We start from the raw sequence: 16,268 nt of genomic DNA, 5'->3' as shown, positions 1-16,268 counted from the left end.
GGCTGGGGGTCCGGGGGTCGTCCCCCGGGGTGGCGCGGCAGCCGGGGCAGCAGGGCCTGTTCTCGCGGTTGAAGGATGCGTTCAACGGGCGGTAGTCCCGCTGAGGCTTCGGGCGGCGCCTCTTCCCTTCGGGGGAGGGGCGCCGCTTCGTGTGTGCGTGGCGGATGCGTACCGGAAGGGGCGATTCGGTGCCCCGGGACGAACGTGGCACGATGCCGTCATGGCCTCCCCATTGACCGATCTCTGCCCCTATCCGATCGTGCAGGCCCCCATGGCGGGCGGTGCCTCCGGGCCGCAGCTCGCGGGTGCCGTGTCCGAGGCCGGGGGCCTGGGCTTCCTGGCCGCCGGGTACAAGACGGCCGACGGGATGTACCAAGAGGTCAAGCAGGTGCGGGGGCTCACGTCGCGGCCCTTCGGCGTCAACCTGTTCATGCCGCAGCCCGACTGTGCCGACCAGGCCGCCGTCGAGGTCTACCGCAATCAGCTCGCCGGTGAGGCCACCTGGTACGAGAGCGAGCTCGGCGACCCCGACAGCGGGCGGGACGACGGGTACGACGCCAAGCTGGCGATCCTGCTCGACGACCCCGTGCCGGTCGTCTCCTTCACCTTCGGCTGCCCCACCCGGGACGTCTTCGACGCCTTCGCGCGCGTGGGCACCCTCACCGTCGTCACGGTCACCACGCCCGAGGAGGCGCAGACCGCGCAGTGGGCGGGCGCCGACGCGGTGTGCGTGCAGGGCGTCGAGGCGGGCGGCCACCAGGGCACCCACCGGGACAACCCGGAGACCGACGGGGCGGGGCTCGGGCTGCTCTCGCTGCTCACCCAGGTGCGCGAAACGGTTCAGCTGCCGGTGATCGCGGCCGGCGGCCTGATGCGGGGCGCGCAGATCGCCGCCGTGCTCGCCGCCGGAGCCGACGCGGCCCAGCTCGGCACGGCGTTCCTGGTCTGCCCCGAGTCGGGCGCCAACGCGCTGCACAAGCAGGCCATGACCAACCCCCTCTTCGTACGGACGGAGTTGACGCGGGCCTTCTCCGGGCGGCCCGCGCGCGGCCTCGTCAACCGCTTCATGCGCGAGCACGGCCCGTACGCCCCCGCCGCCTACCCGCAGATCCACCACCTCACCAGCCCGCTGCGCAAGGCCGCCGCGAAGGCCGGGGACGCGCAGGGCATGGCGCTGTGGGCCGGGCAGGGGCACCGGATGGCGCGGGAGCTGCCCGCCGGACAGCTGGTCGAGGTCCTGAAGGCCGAACTCGACGCGGCGACGGCCGCGTTGTGCGAGGAGCCCAAGGGAGAGCAGAGCGCGCAGGGCGCCGGGGGCGTGGCATGACGGCGCCGGTGTTCGTCGCCGAGGGGCTTTCCGGGGAGGGCGGCCGGGAGTTCGTGCTCGACGGGGCCGAGGGGCGGCACGCCGTCTCCGTGAAGCGGCTGCGCGCCGGTGAGGACGTGGTCCTGACCGACGGGGCGGGCCGCTGGGCGCCGGGCGTCGTCGTGGCCGCCGAGGGCAAGGACCGGCTCACGGTGCGCCTGGAGGCGGTGCGCGAGGAGCCCGCTCAGGCGCCGCGCATCACCGTCGTCCAGGCCCTGCCCAAGGGCGACCGGGGCGAACTCGCCGTCGAGACCATGACGGAGACCGGCGTCGACGCGGTCGTGCCGTGGGCCGCCGCGCGCTGCATCACGCAGTGGAAGGGCGAGCGGGGCGTCAAGGCGCTCACCAAGTGGCGGGCGACGGCGCGCGAGGCGGGCAAGCAGTCGCGCCGGGTGCGCTTCCCCGAGGTGGCGGAGCTCGCCACCACCAAGCAGGTCGCGGCGCTGCTCGAGGCCGCCGACTTCGCGGCCGTCCTGCACGAGGAGGGCAGCGAACCGCTCGCCACGGCGGCGCTGCCGCAGACGGGCCACATCGTCCTCGTGGTCGGGCCCGAAGGAGGCGTCTCCCCCGAGGAGTTGGCGCTCTTCGCCGACGCGGGTGCGGGTCCCTTCCGGCTCGGGCGTAGCGTGTTGCGTACGTCGACGGCGGGGACGGCCGCGGCCGCGCTGCTCCTGGGGCGCACCGGCCGCTGGTCCTGACCCGCCCCACCCGCGCCGACTCGGCGCGCAACAGGGGGATTTCGTGGAACTCGCGCAGGTACGGCTGCTGGTGTCGGACTTCCGCGCCTGCTACCGCTTCTACGGTGAGGTGCTCGGCCTGAAGCCCCAGTCGGGGGCGGCCGACGGACCGTACGAGAAGTTCAGCCCGGCCGTCGGATCCGCGGGCATCGCGCTCCAGGACCGGGCGATGATGGCCCAACTCCTGGGCGAGCTGGGCGAGTCGGCGACGGGGCACCGCTCGCTCGTGGTGCTGCGGGTGGACGACCTGGACGCGTACTGCGCGCAGATCGTCGCGCGCGGCGCGGTCATCGCGCATGGGCCCGCGCCGCTGACGGACCGCATGCGGGTGGCCCATCTCAAGGACCCCGAGGGGAACTTGGTGGAGCTCCAGGAGTGGCTGCTGCTGCGGTCCTCCTGAAGGTTGACTCTCTTTCGGCCGCCGTACAGGCCGACACGAGTCCACTCCGTGTCCGCAAGCGGTCTACCGCGGCGGCGCTCCCAGTGGCACCCTGCCCTTCATGGGGGCCATGAGGCGATTACGCGAACGCCGGTCGCTCATGGGCGTCGCCCTGGCAGGGGCCGCCGCCGTGGGCATGTCGGCGCTGTCGGCCTGTGAGCCTGCCGACGGCCAGATGGAATCGGGCGGGCAGATGAACTTCGCCGCGGTCGCGGTCACCACCGACCAGATGGGGACGCGCGAACTGGAGCGGCAGCACGTCGATGTGCGCTGGCTGAACTGCACGGCCACGTACGGCAAGGCCAAGGTCGTCGACAACAACAGTGAGAAGAACGTGGGCGCCGCCTCGGTGGACTGCCGGGGCGAGGCTGAGGACGGCCGCGACATCACCCTCACGGGGAAGGTCACCGACGAGGTCGAAGACCGGTGCGTACGCGGGGACTTGACCGCCCGTGTCGAGGGCAAGGAGTGGTTCCGCGTCAGCGTCCTCGGCAACTGCGAGGGCGGTCCGCCGCAGACCGAGGAGCCGAACCCGGAGCCGGACCCCAAGCCCGACCCCGATCCGGACCCGAAGCCCGATCCGACCTGGCACGAGCCCGACCCGACCGTCACGGTCACCGTCACCGTCCAGCCCGGCAAGTGAGGCCGGACTGTCGGACCGAGCACGTAGGCTGATCGAGTGACACAGACCGCGCACCCTGGGTATCTCCGATTTCCGCACCTGCACGGCGAGTTGATCGCCTTCACCGCCGAGGACGACGTCTGGGTGGCCGCCCTGGACGGCGGCCGCGCCTGGCGGGTCAGCGCCGACAACATGCCGGTGAACCACCCCCGGATCTCCCCGGACGGCACCACCGTCGCCTGGACGTCCACGAAGGACGGGGCGCCCGAGGCGTATGTGGCGCCTGTCGACGGCGGTTCCTCCAAAAGGCTGACGTACTGGGGGAGTTGGAAGACATCCGTGCGCGGCTGGACCCCGGACGGGGACGTCCTCGCACTCAGCACCCAGGGCCAGGCGTCGCTGCGCCGCACCTGGGCGCGGGCCGTGCCGCTCGACGGGGGGCCCGCGCGGGTCCTGCCGTACGGGATCGTGGGCGATGTCGCCTTCGGGCCCCAGGAGTTGCTGCTGTCCGCGCCGATGGGGCGGGAGGCCGCCTGGTGGAAGCGGTACCGGGGCGGGACGGCGGGCAAGCTGTGGATCCGGGAGCCCGGTGAGCACGAGGGTGCCGAAGGGTTCGTACGGGTCCATGAGGATCTCGACGCGAACATCGAGTACCCGATGTGGGTGGGGGAGAGGATCGCGTTCCTCTCCGACCATGAGGGCGTCGGAGCCGTCTACTCCTCCCTCCCCGACGGCTCGGACCTGCGCCGGCACACCGGCATCAACGGCTTCTACGCCCGGCACGCCGCCACCGACGGCACCCGCGTCGTCTACGCCTCGGCCGGTGAACTCTGGCTCCTGGACGACCTGTCGGAGGCCGAGCCGCGCCGCCTCGACATCCGCCTCGGCGGCCAGCGCACCGACCTGCAGCCCCACCCCGTGAACGCGGCCCGCTGGTTCGGTGCCGCCGAGCCCGACCACACCGGGCGTGGCAGCGCCGTCGCTGTGCGCGGCGCCGTGCACTGGGTCACGCACCGCTCGGGGCCCGCCCGCGCGCTCGCCGCCAAGGACGGGGTGCGGGCCCGCTTGCCCCGCACCTTCCGGGTGGACGGCGAGGAGCACGTCGTCTGGGTGACCGACGCGGAGGGCGACGACGCCCTGGAGTTCGCGCCCGCGACGGGCCTCGCGCCCGCGGCGACGCCGCGCAGGCTCGCCGCCGGACAGCTCGGCCGCGTCCTGTCCCTCGCCATGGCGCCCGACGGCAGCCGCGCCGCCGTCGCCTCCCACGACGGCCGGGTCCTGCTCGTGGAGCGGGACAGCGGCGAGGTGCGCGAGGTCGACCGCAGCGAGGACGGCGACGCCACCGGGCTCGTCTTCTCGCCCGACTCGGCCTGGCTCGCCTGGTCGCACGCCGGGCCGCGGCCGCTGCGCCAGCTCAAGCTCGCCAACACCGCGGACCTGTCGGTCTCGGAGGCGACGCCGCTGCGCTTCCGCGACTACTCGCCCGCGTTCACGCTCGACGGCAAGCACCTCGCGTTCCTGTCGGCGCGCGCCTTCGACCCGGTCTACGACGAGCACGTCTTCGACCTGGCCTTCGTGGGCGGCTCCCGGCCGCACCTGATCACGCTCGCCGCGACCACGCCGTCCCCCTTCGGGCCGCAGCGCCACGGCCGCCCCTTCGAGGCCCCCGACAAGGACGAGACGCCCGACAGCGAGGGCGCCCCCGTCACCCGTATCGACCTCGACGGACTCGCCGACCGCACGGTGCCGTTCCCCGTCGAGGCGGCCCGCTACACGACGCTGCGCGCCGCCAAGGACGGGCTGCTGTGGCTGCGCCACCCCGTGCTCGGGGTGCTCGGCGCGTCCCGGGCCACGCCGTCCGACCCGGACCCCAAGACCGAGCTGGGCCGGTACGACCTGGTGCAGCACCGCGTCGAGCAACTCGCCGCGGACGCCGACCACTTCGCGGTCAGCGGGGACGGCAAGCGGGTGCTGCTGTGGACGGGCGAGGCGCTGAAGGTCGTCCCCAGCGACCGCCGCGCCTCCGGGGACGAGGACAGCGACTCCAACATCACCGTCGACCTGTCGCGGGTGCGGCAGAGCGTCGATCCGGTCGCCGAGTGGCGGCAGATGTACGACGAGGCGGGCCGCCTCATGCGCGACAACTTCTGGCGCCCGGACCTGGGCGGGGTGGACTGGGAGGGGATCCTGGACCGCTACCGCCCGGTCCTGGAGCGGGTGGCCACCCACGACGACCTGGTGGACCTGCTCTGGGAGGTCGCGGGCGAACTCGGCACCTCGCACGCGTATGTGACGCCGCGCGGCGGCTGGGGCAGCGCGGAGACCCGTCAGGGGCTGCTCGGCGCGGACCTCTCGCGGGGCGCGGACGGGGCGTGGCGCATCGACCGCATCCTGCCGTCCGAGACCTCCGACCCCGCCGCCCAGTCGCCGCTCGCCGCGCCCGGCGTCGCGGTGCGGCCCGGGGACGCGGTGCTCGCGGTCGCCGGGCGGCCCGTCGACCCCGTCACCGGCCCCGGACCGCTCCTCGTCGGTACGGCGGGCAAGCCCGTGGAGCTGACCATCTCGCCCGCGGGGGGCGGCGATCCACGACACGCGGTGGTGATCCCCGTGGACGACGAGGAGCCGCTGCGGTACCACGCGTGGGTCGCGGGGCGGCGGGCGTATGTGCACGAGCTGTCCGGGGGGCGGCTGGGGTATCTGCACGTGCCGGACATGCAGGCTCCCGGGTGGGCGCAGATCCACCGCGACCTGCGGGTGGAGGTCGCGCGGGAGGGGCTGATCGTCGACGTGCGGGAGAACCGGGGCGGCCACACGTCCCAGCTGGTGGTGGAGAAGCTGGCGCGGAAGATCGTGGGCTGGGACCTGCCGCGGGGGTCGCGGGCCCTGAGCTACCCGATGGACGCGCCGCGGGGGCCCGTGGTGGCCGTCGCCAACGAGTTCTCCGGCTCGGACGGGGACATCGTGAACGCGGCGATCAAGGCGCTGGGGATCGGGCCCGTGGTGGGGACGCGGACGTGGGGCGGGGTCATCGGGATCGACAGCCGGTACCGGCTGGTGGACGGGACGTTGGTGACGCAGCCGAAGTACGCGTTCTGGATGGAGGGTTACGGATGGGGGGTGGAGAACCACGGGGTGGATCCTGATGTGGAGGTCGTGGTCACTCCCGGGGACCATGTGGGGGAGCGGGACCCTCAGCTGGACGAGGCGGTTCGGCTGGCGCTGAGCGCGCTGGAGGAGAGGGGGGCCCGGGTGGCGCCCGAGCTGCCGGGGCTGCCGGGTTAGTTCTCCCGTTCCGCGAGCGCCGGACGGGCCGGAGCTGCCCCGTCCGGCACTTGAACGCCCGATACGATGCGAACGTTCGTGTTGATCGAGGACCCAGGAGGGCGCCCGATGGCGGGTGAACCGCAGGCCGACTGCCTGTTCTGCAAGATCGTCGCAAAGGAGGTCCCGGCGACGATCGTCCGGGAGACCGAGACCACCGTCGCCTTCCGCGACATCAACCCGCAGGCCCCCACCCACATCCTGGTCATCCCCAAGGTGCACCACCCGGACGCCGCCTCCCTCGGCGCCGCCGAGCCCGAGATCGCCGCCGACGTGCTGCGCGAGGTCGGCGTGGTCGCCGCCGAGGAGAAGCTCGACAGCTACCGGACCGTGTTCAACACCGGCTCCGGTGCGGGCCAGACCGTCTTCCACGCGCACGCCCACGTCCTGGGCGGCCGCGGCCTCCAGTGGCCCCCCGGATAGCCCGGTAACGCGCCTTGTCCGCACGTGAATTGGTGGTCCTCGGCACCGCCAGCCAGGTCCCGACCCGGCACCGCAACCACAACGGCTACGTGCTGCTCTGGGACGGGGACGGGCTGCTCTTCGACCCCGGTGAGGGCACGCAGCGGCAGATGCTGCGTGCCGGGGTCGCCGCGCACGACCTGCACCGGATCTGCGTCACGCACTTCCACGGGGACCACTCGCTCGGTCTGGCCGGGGTGGTCCAGCGGATCAACCTCGACCGGGTTCCGCATCCCGTCACCGCCCACTACCCGGGCTCCGGACAGCACTTCTTCGACCGCCTCCGGTACGCCACCGCCTACCGCGAGACCGTGGAGATCGCCCAAGTGCCGGTCGTCGGGGAGGGGCTGCTCGCCGCCACCCCCTCGTACACCCTGGAGGCACGGAAGCTCTCCCACCCCGTCGAGTCCTTCGGCTACCGGCTCGTCGAGCCCGACGGGCGGCGCATGCTGCCCGCGCTGCTCGCCGAGCACGGCATCAAGGGGCCCGACGTGGGGCTGCTGCAGCGGGCGGGGGAGCTGCGCGGGGTCTCGCTCGACGACGTGAGCGAGGCGCGGCGCGGGCAGCGGTTCGCCTTCGTGATGGACACCCGGCTGTGCGACGGCGTGTACGCGCTCGCCGAGGGCTGCGACATGCTCGTCATCGAGTCGACCTTCCTCGACGAGGACAGGCAACTCGCCTCCGACCACGGGCACTTGACCGCCGGTCAGGCCGCGGCCGTCGCGCGCGAGTCCGGCGTACGCCATCTCGTCCTCACCCACTTCAGCCAGCGCTACCCCGACCCCGACGACTTCGCGCGGCAGGCACGGGCCGCCGGGTTCGAGGGTGAACTGACCGTCGCGCAGGACCTGATGCGCGTCCCCGTGCCCAAGCGCAGCACCTGAACCCCCAGCGCACCCCCTGAACCCCCAGCGCACCCCCTGAACGCACCACCTGAACGAGAGCACCGCCATGCCCCTCCCCAAGGCCGAACTCCACCTCCACATCGAAGGCACCCTCGAACCCGAGCTCGCCTTCGCGCTCGCCGCCCGCAACGGCGTCCAACTCCCCTACGCCGACACCGAAGAGCTGCGCAAGGCGTACCTCTTCGACGATCTGCAGTCCTTCCTCGACCTCTACTACGGGCTCATGGCCGTGCTCCGCACCGAGGCCGACTTCGAGGAGCTCGCCGAGGCGTATCTGACGCGGGCCGCCGCGCAGGGCGTGCGGCACGCGGAGATCTTCTTCGACCCGCAGGCGCACGCGGCCCGGGGCGTGGAGATGGGCACGGTCGTGACGGGCCTGACCCGGGCCCTCGCCCGCAGCGAGGAGCGCCACGGGATCTCCACCCGGCTCATCATGTGCTTCCTGCGCGACCAGTCCGCCGCGTCCGCGATGGAGACCCTCGAAGCCGCCCGCCCGTACCTCGACCACATCACCGGCGTCGGCCTCGACTCCGCCGAAGTGGGCAACCCCGCCTCGAAGTTCACCGAGGTGTACGCGGCGGCGGCCGAGCTCGGGCTGCGCAAGGTCGCGCACGCGGGCGAGGAGGGCGACCCCTCGTACGTATGGGAGGCGCTCGACCTGCTCGGGGTCGAGCGGATCGATCACGGCCTGCGGTCGCTGGAGGACCCGGAGCTGGTCCGGCGGCTCGTCGCGGACCGGGTCCCGCTCACCCTGTGCCCGCTGTCGAACGTCCGGCTGCGCGCCATCGACGTCCTGGAGGAGCACCCGCTGCCCCGCATGATGGACGCCGGGCTGCTGTGCACCGTGAACTCCGACGACCCGGCGTACTTCGGCGGCTATGTGGACGACACCTTCCACGCCGTGCACGAGGCGCTCGGGCTCGGCCAGGAGCGGCTGCGGGAGCTGGCGCGCAATTCCTTCCTGGCGTCGTTCCTCGACGGGAGCGCGGCGGAGGAGGAGCTGCGGGCGCGGTACCTGGCAGAGGTCGAGGCATATTCGTTCGACTGAGCTGCGGGGGCGGGCTACGGTTCCCCGCATGGACTCCTTCCTGCAGATCTACGGCTGACACGGCCCTCTGGCCCCGCCCCGCACCCCGCGCTGACGATCCGCGCGTGCCGTGCGGCGGGGCCGTCGTGTCCGGATCCGTAGCAGCCCCGCCTCACGCATCGAAGGAACCCCCATGTCTCGACGACTGTCCCGTCGCCCTGCCCATATCGCCATGGTCGGCGTCCCCATGGTCAGCCACGTCCTGCCCAGCCTGGAGATCATCCGGGAGCTGGTCGCGCGCGGTCACCGCGTGACGTACGCCAACGACCCGGCCACCGCCGGTCTCATCGAGCCCACCGGCGCCGAACTCGTCCCCGTCGACTCCACGCTCCCCTTCCGGGACAACATCTGGCCCGAGGACCCGATCGAGGCGAGCGGACTCTTCCTCGACGACGCGAAGGCCGTGCTGCCCCGGCTGCACGAGGTGTACGACGAGGACCCGGCCGACCTGTACCTCTACGACATCGGTGCGTACGTCGCGCGGGCGCTCGCGGAGGCGCAGGGGCGGCCGTTCCTGCAGCTGTCCCCCACCTATGTGGCCTGGGAGGGGTACGAGGAGGAAGTGGGTGCCCAGCTCGCCCAGTTGCCCGGGGCCGCGGAGCTCGAGGCCCGGTTCGGTGCGTGGCTCGCCGGGTGCGGGGCCACGACGCTGGACGTCGGCGCGTTCTCGGGGACGGCGCCGCGGACCATCGCCATGATCCCCGAAGCCATGCAGATGAACGCGGAGCGGGTCGACGCGAAGCGGGTCGGCTTCGTGGGGTCCTGTTCCGGGGAGCGGGTGACGCGGGAGAGCTGGGAGCGGCCCGCCGGCGCCGCGGGCAAGAAGGTGCTGCTCGTCTCGCTCGGGTCCGCGTACACGAAGCAGCCCGGCTTCTACCGGGAGTGCGTCGCCGCCTTCGGGGACCTGCCGGGGTGGCACGTCGTGCTGCAGATCGGCAAGCACGTCACGGCCGCCGAGCTGGGGGATGCCCTGCCCGCCAACGTCGAAGTGCACTCCTGGGTACCGCAGTTGGCCGTCCTGCAGCAGGCGGACGCCTTTGTGACGCATGCGGGGATGGGCAGCGCGAGCGAGGGGCTCGCCGCGGGGGTGCCGATGATCGCGGTGCCGCAGGGGGCGGAGCAGCCGGTCAACGCGGACCGGCTGGTCGAGCTCGGGGTGGGGCGTCGGCTCGACACCGGGGAGGCGACGGCGGACGCCCTGCGGGCGGCCCTGCTCGACCTGGCCGGTGACCCCGAAGTCGCCCTGCGCAGCGCGCAGTTGAAGGCGGCCGCGCGGGCCGAGGGAGGGGCGGAGCGGGCCGCGGACCTGATCGAGGCCGAGCTGGCTCCCGAGCCGGCCCGCTAGCCGGTCCTCCCGGGGGCGTACGGCGGGGCCTGTCACATCCCGGGCCCCGCCGGTGTCTTCATGTCGAACGGGCCGACAGCCGGCCAGGCAGAGCCCGTCGGCACACCGACACCCAGGCACACCGACACACAGGCACACAGGGAGAGAACCGTGACGCTCCGCATTCCCAAGGCCGCACTCGCCCCCGAGGTCCGCGAGGCCATGATCAAGCAGCTCGGCGCCGTGCCCGAGCCCAACGAGGTGCTGGCGCACCACCCTGAAGTCGCCAGGACCAGCCAGGAGTTCACGGCCGGGCTGGCCGGGTGGGGCGCGGTCGACGCGAGCCTGAAGACGTTCGCGCACATGGCCGTCGCCGCGCAGATCGGCTGCAGCTGGTGCCTCGACATCAACTACTTCCAGGCGCAGCACCAGGACCTGGACCTGGCCAAGGCGAGCCAGGTGCCGCGCTGGCGGGATTCGGAGGTGTTCGCACCGCTGGAGCGGGACGTCCTCGCGTACGCGGAGGCCATGACGAACACGCCGCCGACCGTCACCGACGAGCTGTACGCGGGCCTGCTCGACCGGCTCGGCCCGGCGGCGATGGTGGAGCTCACGGTGTTCATCGGCTTCGCCAACTTCGCCGGCCGCTGCAACACCGCGCACGGCATCACCTCGCAGGGCTACTCCGAGTCGTGCGAGATTCCGCTGGCCGCCCGCCCCGGGCGGAACTCCGACGTGGTGTCCCCGGCATGACGGCCGAGGATCCCTTCGTCGCCCATCGCAGCCTGCTGTTCACCGTCGCGTACGAGATGCTCGGCTCGGCGGCCGACGCCGAGGACGTGGTGCAGGAGTCCTGGCTGCGCTGGGCGGGCGTCGACCGCGCGCGGGTGGGCGACGCCCGGGCGTACCTCGTCAGGACCGTCACCCGGCAGGCGCTCAACCGGCTGCGGACACTGTCGCGCAGCCGCGAGGACTACGTCGGCGAGTGGCTGCCGGAGCCGCTGCTGACCCGCCCCGACATCGCCGAGGACGTCGAGCTCGCGGAGAGCGTCTCCATGGCGCTGCTCACCGTGCTGGAGACGCTCGGGCCGACGGAACGGGCGGTGTTCGTCCTCCGTGAGGTCTTCGACATGCCGTACGGGGAGATCGCCGGGGCCGTCGGGAAGTCCGCGGCGGCGGTACGGCAGATCGCCCGGCGGGCCCGCGACCACGTGGCGGCCCGGCGGCCGCGGGTGAGCGTGGACCGGGCGGAGCAACAGGCCGTGGTGGAGCGGTTCCTGGCCGCGCTGCGCACCGGGACGATCGCGGAGCTGATGGAGGTCATGGCGCCGGACGTGGTCATGGTCGCCGACGGTGGCGGGCTCGCGAACGCCGCGCTGGAACCGCTGCACGGCGCCGCACTCGTGGCGCGGCTGCTCGCGCGCCCCGGCCGCACGGTCTCGGCGGTGTGGCTCAACGGCGCGCTCGCGGGGCGCGTCGAGGCGGACGGGCAACTGGCCGCGGTGAGTGTCGTGGTGGCGGACGGGCGGGTGAGCCGGATCTACGCGACGGCGAACCCGCGGAAGCTGACGCGGCTGGGGGAGCCGGCCGAGCTTGTGCGGTGAGGTGGGGGGTGTGAGGTGGGGGAGGCGTGTGGGGTGGGGGAGGTGTGTGGGGTGGGGTGCCTGCCGTGCGGCCGGTGAGGGGCGCGTCGCCCAGGTGTCGGGGCCGGAGTGGTCCGTCGGTGCCGGGGCCGGAGTGGTCCGTCGGTGACGGGCGCGCGTCGGTGACGGGGGCGCGACGGGGGGCGAGTTCCTGAAGTGCCGTCCCGGTGACGGGTGATGCGCACCTGGGGCGGGGGTTTCGGTTACGTTGCCTGCATGGTCGTACCCGCCAAGCCGCCCGCCGTCGACCCGCTCAAGGACAGCCGCAGAGCGGGCGATCCGCCCTGCGACGTCTATCTGACCGGCACCGTCTTCCTCGACATCATCTTCACCGGGCTCGACTCCGCGCCCGTGCGCGGGACCGAGTCCTGGGCCCGGGGCATGGGGTCGAGCCCCGGCGGCGTGGCCAACATGGCGACCGCGCTCGCCCGGCTCGGCCTGCACACCTCGCTCGCGGCCGCCTTCGGTGACGACCACTACGGCGAGTACTGCTGGGACACCCTCGAACAGGGCGAGGGCATCGACCTCACCCCGTCCCGCACCGTCCCCGGCTGGCACTCGCCGGTGACCGTCTCCATGGCGTACGAGGGCGAGCGCACCATGGTCAGCCACGGGCACGAGCCGCCCGTGGCGGAGGTGCCGCTCGCGGGGGACGCGGCCGGGGAGGCATGCCCGCCCCGGTCCCGGGCCGCCGTCGCCTCGCTCGTGCCCGGTGTCCGGGCCCCCTGGGTCGCCCAGGCCGCGGCGTCCGGCACCCGGATCTTCGCCGATGTGGGCTGGGACGACACCGGGCGCTGGGACCTGGCGAGCCTGCCCGACCTCGCGTACTGCGAGGCGTTCCTGCCGAACGCGGCGGAGGCCATGCGGTACACGGGCACCGACTGTCCGCGGGCGGCGGCCCGGGCGCTGACCGAGCATGTGCCGCTGGCTGTGGTGACGCTGGGCGCGGAGGGCGCGTACGCGGTGGACGGGCGGACCGGGGAGACCGCGGACGTGCCCGCGATCGAGGTCGAGGCGCTGGATCCCACGGGGGCGGGGGACGTGTTCGTGGCGGGGTTCGTGACGGGCACGCTCGCGGGGTGGCCGCTGGCGGACCGGCTCGCCTTCGCGGGGCTCACGGCGGCGTTGTCCGTGCAGGAGTTCGGGGGCTCCCTTTCTGCGCCCGGGTGGGCGGAGGTTGCGGCCTGGTGGCGGCGGGTGCGGGATGTGGCGGGGCAGGATCCTGTGGCGCTGCGGCGGTACGGGTTCCTGGAGGGGAAGCTGCCTGCGGTGTCGCGGCCTTGGCCGCTGCGGCGGGCGGTGCCGACGATCGGGTTCCGCCGGTCGGCTTGAGGGTTTCCTTTCCCCAGTCCCGCCCCTTCCCGAATCCGGCGACTCCGTCGCCCCTGGGGCGCCCTTCCTGGGGCTTCGCCCCTAGACCCCCATATCGGCCTGAACGGCCTCGTCCTCAAACGCCGGACGGGCTAGAGATAGCCAGGCCCGCCCAGGGCCGCGGAGCGGCTGATTCGGGAAGGGGCGGGGTCGGGGAAAGGAAAAGGAACTAGCCGGCCGTCGCACGCGCCCGCACAGCGCCGTCCGCCCCCGCCAAGAACACCGGCGTCCCCGCCCCGCCCAGGTCGCCGACCGCCGCGAGGTCCGACGCCGCGACCGTCTCCGCCGTGGAGACGACCGCCGCAGCCTCCAGGGACTCCGCCCCGGACGCCACCGCCATCGCCACCGCCGTCTGCAGCGCGGACAGCTTCAGGGAGTTCAGCGAGACCGTGCCGGCGACGTAGGTGCGGCCCGTCTCGTCGCGGACGGCGGCGCCCTCCGCGACCCCGTTGCGGGCGCGGGCCGAGCGGGCCAGCGTGACGATCTTGCGGTCCTCGGGACCGAGCTCCGTGCTCTCGGGCGTGCTGTCCGGGGTGCTCTCCGGCGTGCTGTGAGTCATGCCCTGAGCATACGAAGCCCCGCGGCCTACATCGCCACCGGATACATCGAGCCCCGCCGCCCCTCCGGCGACGCCAGCCACTCCAGCTTCGCCGCCGTGTCCGCCTCCGGCAGCGGCGTGTGCAGCACGACCGTGAGGTCGGGGCGCGCGGGGACCTTCATGGCCGTCGACTCGACGTGCAGCACCCCGACCACCGGGTGCACGATCTCCTTGCGCACCTGGCCCGCCGCCTGGATGTCCCGGCGCTCCCACAGCTCCACGAACTCCGGGCTGATCTCCCGCAGTTCGGTGATCACCGCCTGGAAGCCCTCGTCGTCGGGGTGATCGGAGCAGGCGGCCCGGAACTGCGCCACGACCGACGCCGCGTTCTGCTCCCAACTGGCGCTGCGTGAGCGGTAGATGGGGTCCGTGAAGAAGTCGATGATGCAGTTCTGTGTGTTCTCGGGGCGCATGCCGAGGACCATTCCGGCCGCGTCGTTGTACATCACGCAGTTGTAGTAGGGGTCCATGATGTGCGCCGGGAACGGCATCCACGCGTCGATGAGCCGCTGCAGCCCCTCGCACATGTACAGGTCGGACTGCTCGACCTCGGGCGCGGGCGGGTTCAGCCCCGACAGGACGTACAGGTGGCGGCGTTCCGCGCTGGACAGCTTCAGGACGCGGGCCACCGAGTCCAGGACCTGCGGGGACACCGAGATGTCGCGGCCCTGCTCCAGCCACTGGTACCAGGAGGCGCCGACGCCCGCGAGCACGGCCACCTCCTCGCGGCGCAGGCCGGGGGTGCGGCGGCGCGCGCCGCCGTCCGGCAGCCCGGCCTCCGTGGGGCTCACGCGGGCGCGGCGGCTCATCAGGAATTCGCGCAGCTCAGCGAGCCTGCGCGTCTTGGCCTCGTCGGCCGGCTTCTCCTCCGCGGCTGCCTTGGACATGTCCTCTCCCCCTGTCTGGTGGTGCGGCCACCAGGATAAGTTCCCGCTCCCCACGTCCATTCCTGACGCCGGATGCTCTTGCCATGGCGATCGACACCCTCACCCCACCCACCCGCACCACGCCGACGGTCACCCCCGCCGTCCCCAAGCTCTCCGGCCGCGACAAGCTCGTCCTCTTCATCCTGTGCGCCGCCCAGTTCATGGTCGCCCTGGACTTCTCCGTCCTGAACGTGGCGCTGCCCGTGCTCGGCGCCGACCTCGGCATGAGCCAGTCGGCGCTCCAGTGGGCCGTCACCGCCTTCGCGCTGCCCTCCGGCGGCTTCCTGCTCCTGTTCGGCAGGACCGGCGACCTGTTCGGGCGGCGCAGGCTGTTCCTCGGCGGGCTCGCCCTGTTCGGCGCCGCCTCGCTGCTCGCCACCTTCGCCTGGGACCCGGCGTCCTTCCTGGCGGGCCGGGCGCTGCAGGGCCTGGGCGCGGCGGCCATCGTGCCGACCGGCATGTCCCTGCTGACCACGACATTCCCCGAAGGACCGCAGCGCGACCGGGCGTTGGGGATCTCCGGGACGCTGCTCTCCCTGGGCTTCACCGTCGGCATGGTGCTGGGCGGCGTCCTCACGGACACCCTCGGCTGGCGCTCCACCATGGGGCTGCTCACCGTCTTCGCGCTGATCGTGCTGCCGCTCGCCCCGGGCCTGCTGCCCGAGTCGCGCACCCCGGACCGGCCGCGCCTGGACGTGCCGGGCGCCGTGACCGTCACCGGCGGGCTGCTCTCCCTGATCTACGCCCTGTCGACGGCGGCCGAGCGCGGCTTCGGCGGCCTCGACGTCATCGCCTCGCTGGTGGCGGGCGTGCTGCTGCTCGCGGCCTTCGTCGCCGTCGAGGCGCGCAGTGCGGCCCCGCTGGTCTCGCTGCCGATGCTGCGGCGCCGCTCCGTGGCCTGGGGCAACGTCGGCGGGCTCGTCACCTTCTCGATGATGTCGACGGTCGTCTTCGTGCTGACCCTCTACCTCCAGGAGATCCTGGGGCTCTCCGCCTTCCAGACCGGCCTCGTGTTCGGGGTGCAGGGCGTGCTCTCGGTGGTCGCCGGGATGGCCGCGCCGAAGGTCATCGGCCGCTTCGGGGCGCGCCGCACGCTGATCGGCTCGCTGCTGGGGCAGGGCCTGTTCGTGGCGGCGCTGCTCGGGCTCGGTGAGGGCTCCTGGTCGGTGTGGCTGGCGACGGCCGCCGTGTCCCTCGCGAGCATGTTCCACCTGGGCGCGATCATCTCGTACGGCGTGACGGTCACCTCGGGCGTCCCGAACGAGGAGCAGGGCCTGGCCACCGGCCTGGTCACCTCCACCCAGCAGGTCGGCATCACCGTCGGCATCCCGCTGCTCGGGGTCCTGGCGACGACCGGCACGGACCTGATGTCCGGCACCCGGACGGTGCTCCTGATCGACGCGATCGTGGTGCTGGCGACGGCCGCGCTGGTGGGACTCGGCCTGCGCCGGAAGGGCGCCGCCTGAC

The 16,268-nt window shown here is 73.2% G+C and carries 15 protein-coding genes; 13 read left to right on the top strand and 2 right to left on the bottom strand.

The annotated features are described in order from the left end of the window. Positions 1 to 220: 220 nt before the first annotated feature. The 12 genes from ACFWYM_RS07585 to ACFWYM_RS07530 all read left to right on the top strand — a co-directional run bounded on the left by ACFWYM_RS07585 (position 221) and on the right by ACFWYM_RS07530 (position 13,238). Positions 221 to 1,327 carry a nitronate monooxygenase gene (locus ACFWYM_RS07585; protein ID WP_384831460.1) on the top strand — a complete coding sequence of 369 codons (1,107 nt, stop codon included), beginning with the start codon at positions 221 to 223 and terminating at the stop codon, positions 1,325 to 1,327. After that, positions 1,324 to 2,064: a 16S rRNA (uracil(1498)-N(3))-methyltransferase gene (locus ACFWYM_RS07580; protein WP_384831457.1), complete on the top strand. Its 741-nt coding sequence runs from the start codon at positions 1,324 to 1,326 to the stop codon at positions 2,062 to 2,064. Before ACFWYM_RS07585 ends, ACFWYM_RS07580 begins: the two co-directional genes overlap by 4 nt. A gap of 43 nt (positions 2,065 to 2,107) precedes the next feature. Beyond that, on the top strand, positions 2,108 to 2,503 hold the full coding sequence (locus ACFWYM_RS07575) for a VOC family protein (RefSeq protein WP_384831454.1): 396 nt from the start codon (positions 2,108 to 2,110) through the stop codon (positions 2,501 to 2,503). Positions 2,504 to 2,603: 100 nt separating this feature from the next. Then, positions 2,604 to 3,185 (top strand): hypothetical protein, encoded by a 582-nt coding sequence (locus tag ACFWYM_RS07570; protein WP_384831451.1) that lies wholly within the window; start codon positions 2,604 to 2,606, stop codon positions 3,183 to 3,185. Between the two features lie 36 nt (positions 3,186 to 3,221). Next, on the top strand, positions 3,222 to 6,446 hold the full coding sequence (locus tag ACFWYM_RS07565; protein ID WP_384831448.1) for a S41 family peptidase: 3,225 nt from the start codon (positions 3,222 to 3,224) through the stop codon (positions 6,444 to 6,446). A 108-nt stretch (positions 6,447 to 6,554) separates the two neighbouring features. Then, the gene (locus tag ACFWYM_RS07560; RefSeq protein WP_384831445.1) at positions 6,555 to 6,908 is read left to right on the top strand and encodes a histidine triad nucleotide-binding protein; all 354 of its coding nucleotides are present in this window, start codon (positions 6,555 to 6,557) and stop codon (positions 6,906 to 6,908) included. Between the two features lie 14 nt (positions 6,909 to 6,922). Continuing rightward, the gene (locus ACFWYM_RS07555; protein ID WP_384831442.1) at positions 6,923 to 7,831 is read left to right on the top strand and encodes a ribonuclease Z; all 909 of its coding nucleotides are present in this window, start codon (positions 6,923 to 6,925) and stop codon (positions 7,829 to 7,831) included. Between the two features lie 67 nt (positions 7,832 to 7,898). Continuing rightward, the gene (locus tag ACFWYM_RS07550) at positions 7,899 to 8,900 is read left to right on the top strand and encodes an adenosine deaminase (RefSeq protein ID WP_384831439.1); all 1,002 of its coding nucleotides are present in this window, start codon (positions 7,899 to 7,901) and stop codon (positions 8,898 to 8,900) included. A gap of 172 nt (positions 8,901 to 9,072) precedes the next feature. Continuing rightward, a complete protein-coding gene (locus tag ACFWYM_RS07545; protein ID WP_384831436.1) occupies positions 9,073 to 10,284 on the top strand; it encodes a macrolide family glycosyltransferase in 1,212 nt (403 codons plus the stop codon). Positions 10,285 to 10,434: 150 nt separating this feature from the next. Then, complete coding sequence (locus ACFWYM_RS07540) at positions 10,435 to 11,016, top strand: carboxymuconolactone decarboxylase family protein (protein ID WP_384831433.1); 582 nt, start codon at positions 10,435 to 10,437, stop codon at positions 11,014 to 11,016. After that, positions 11,013 to 11,867, top strand: coding sequence for an RNA polymerase sigma factor SigJ (gene sigJ / locus ACFWYM_RS07535; RefSeq protein WP_384831430.1), 855 nt, complete (start codon positions 11,013 to 11,015; stop codon positions 11,865 to 11,867). The genes ACFWYM_RS07540 and sigJ overlap by 4 nt, the downstream gene beginning before the upstream one ends. Positions 11,868 to 12,122: 255 nt before the next feature. After that, positions 12,123 to 13,238 carry a carbohydrate kinase family protein gene (locus ACFWYM_RS07530; RefSeq protein WP_384831427.1) on the top strand — a complete coding sequence of 372 codons (1,116 nt, stop codon included), beginning with the start codon at positions 12,123 to 12,125 and terminating at the stop codon, positions 13,236 to 13,238. Positions 13,239 to 13,446: 208 nt separating this feature from the next. Here the strand turns inward: ACFWYM_RS07530 and ACFWYM_RS07525 are convergent, their stop codons facing one another. Both ACFWYM_RS07525 and ACFWYM_RS07520 read right to left on the bottom strand, forming a co-directional pair. Further along, complete coding sequence (locus ACFWYM_RS07525; RefSeq protein ID WP_384831424.1) at positions 13,447 to 13,836, bottom strand: cytidine deaminase; 390 nt, start codon at positions 13,834 to 13,836, stop codon at positions 13,447 to 13,449. A gap of 26 nt (positions 13,837 to 13,862) precedes the next feature. Continuing rightward, positions 13,863 to 14,762, bottom strand: coding sequence for a helix-turn-helix transcriptional regulator (locus ACFWYM_RS07520; RefSeq protein WP_384831422.1), 900 nt, complete (start codon positions 14,760 to 14,762; stop codon positions 13,863 to 13,865). An 83-nt stretch (positions 14,763 to 14,845) separates the two neighbouring features. Between ACFWYM_RS07520 and ACFWYM_RS07515 the strand changes: the two genes are divergently transcribed. Continuing rightward, positions 14,846 to 16,267, top strand: coding sequence for an MFS transporter (locus ACFWYM_RS07515; protein ID WP_384831419.1), 1,422 nt, complete (start codon positions 14,846 to 14,848; stop codon positions 16,265 to 16,267). Position 16,268: the final 1 nt, after the last annotated feature.

Source organism: Streptomyces sp. NPDC059009, from assembly GCF_042740175.1.
Lineage (GTDB): Bacteria > Actinomycetota > Actinomycetes > Streptomycetales > Streptomycetaceae > Streptomyces.
This window is presented reverse-complemented; position numbering and strand designations above follow the sequence as displayed.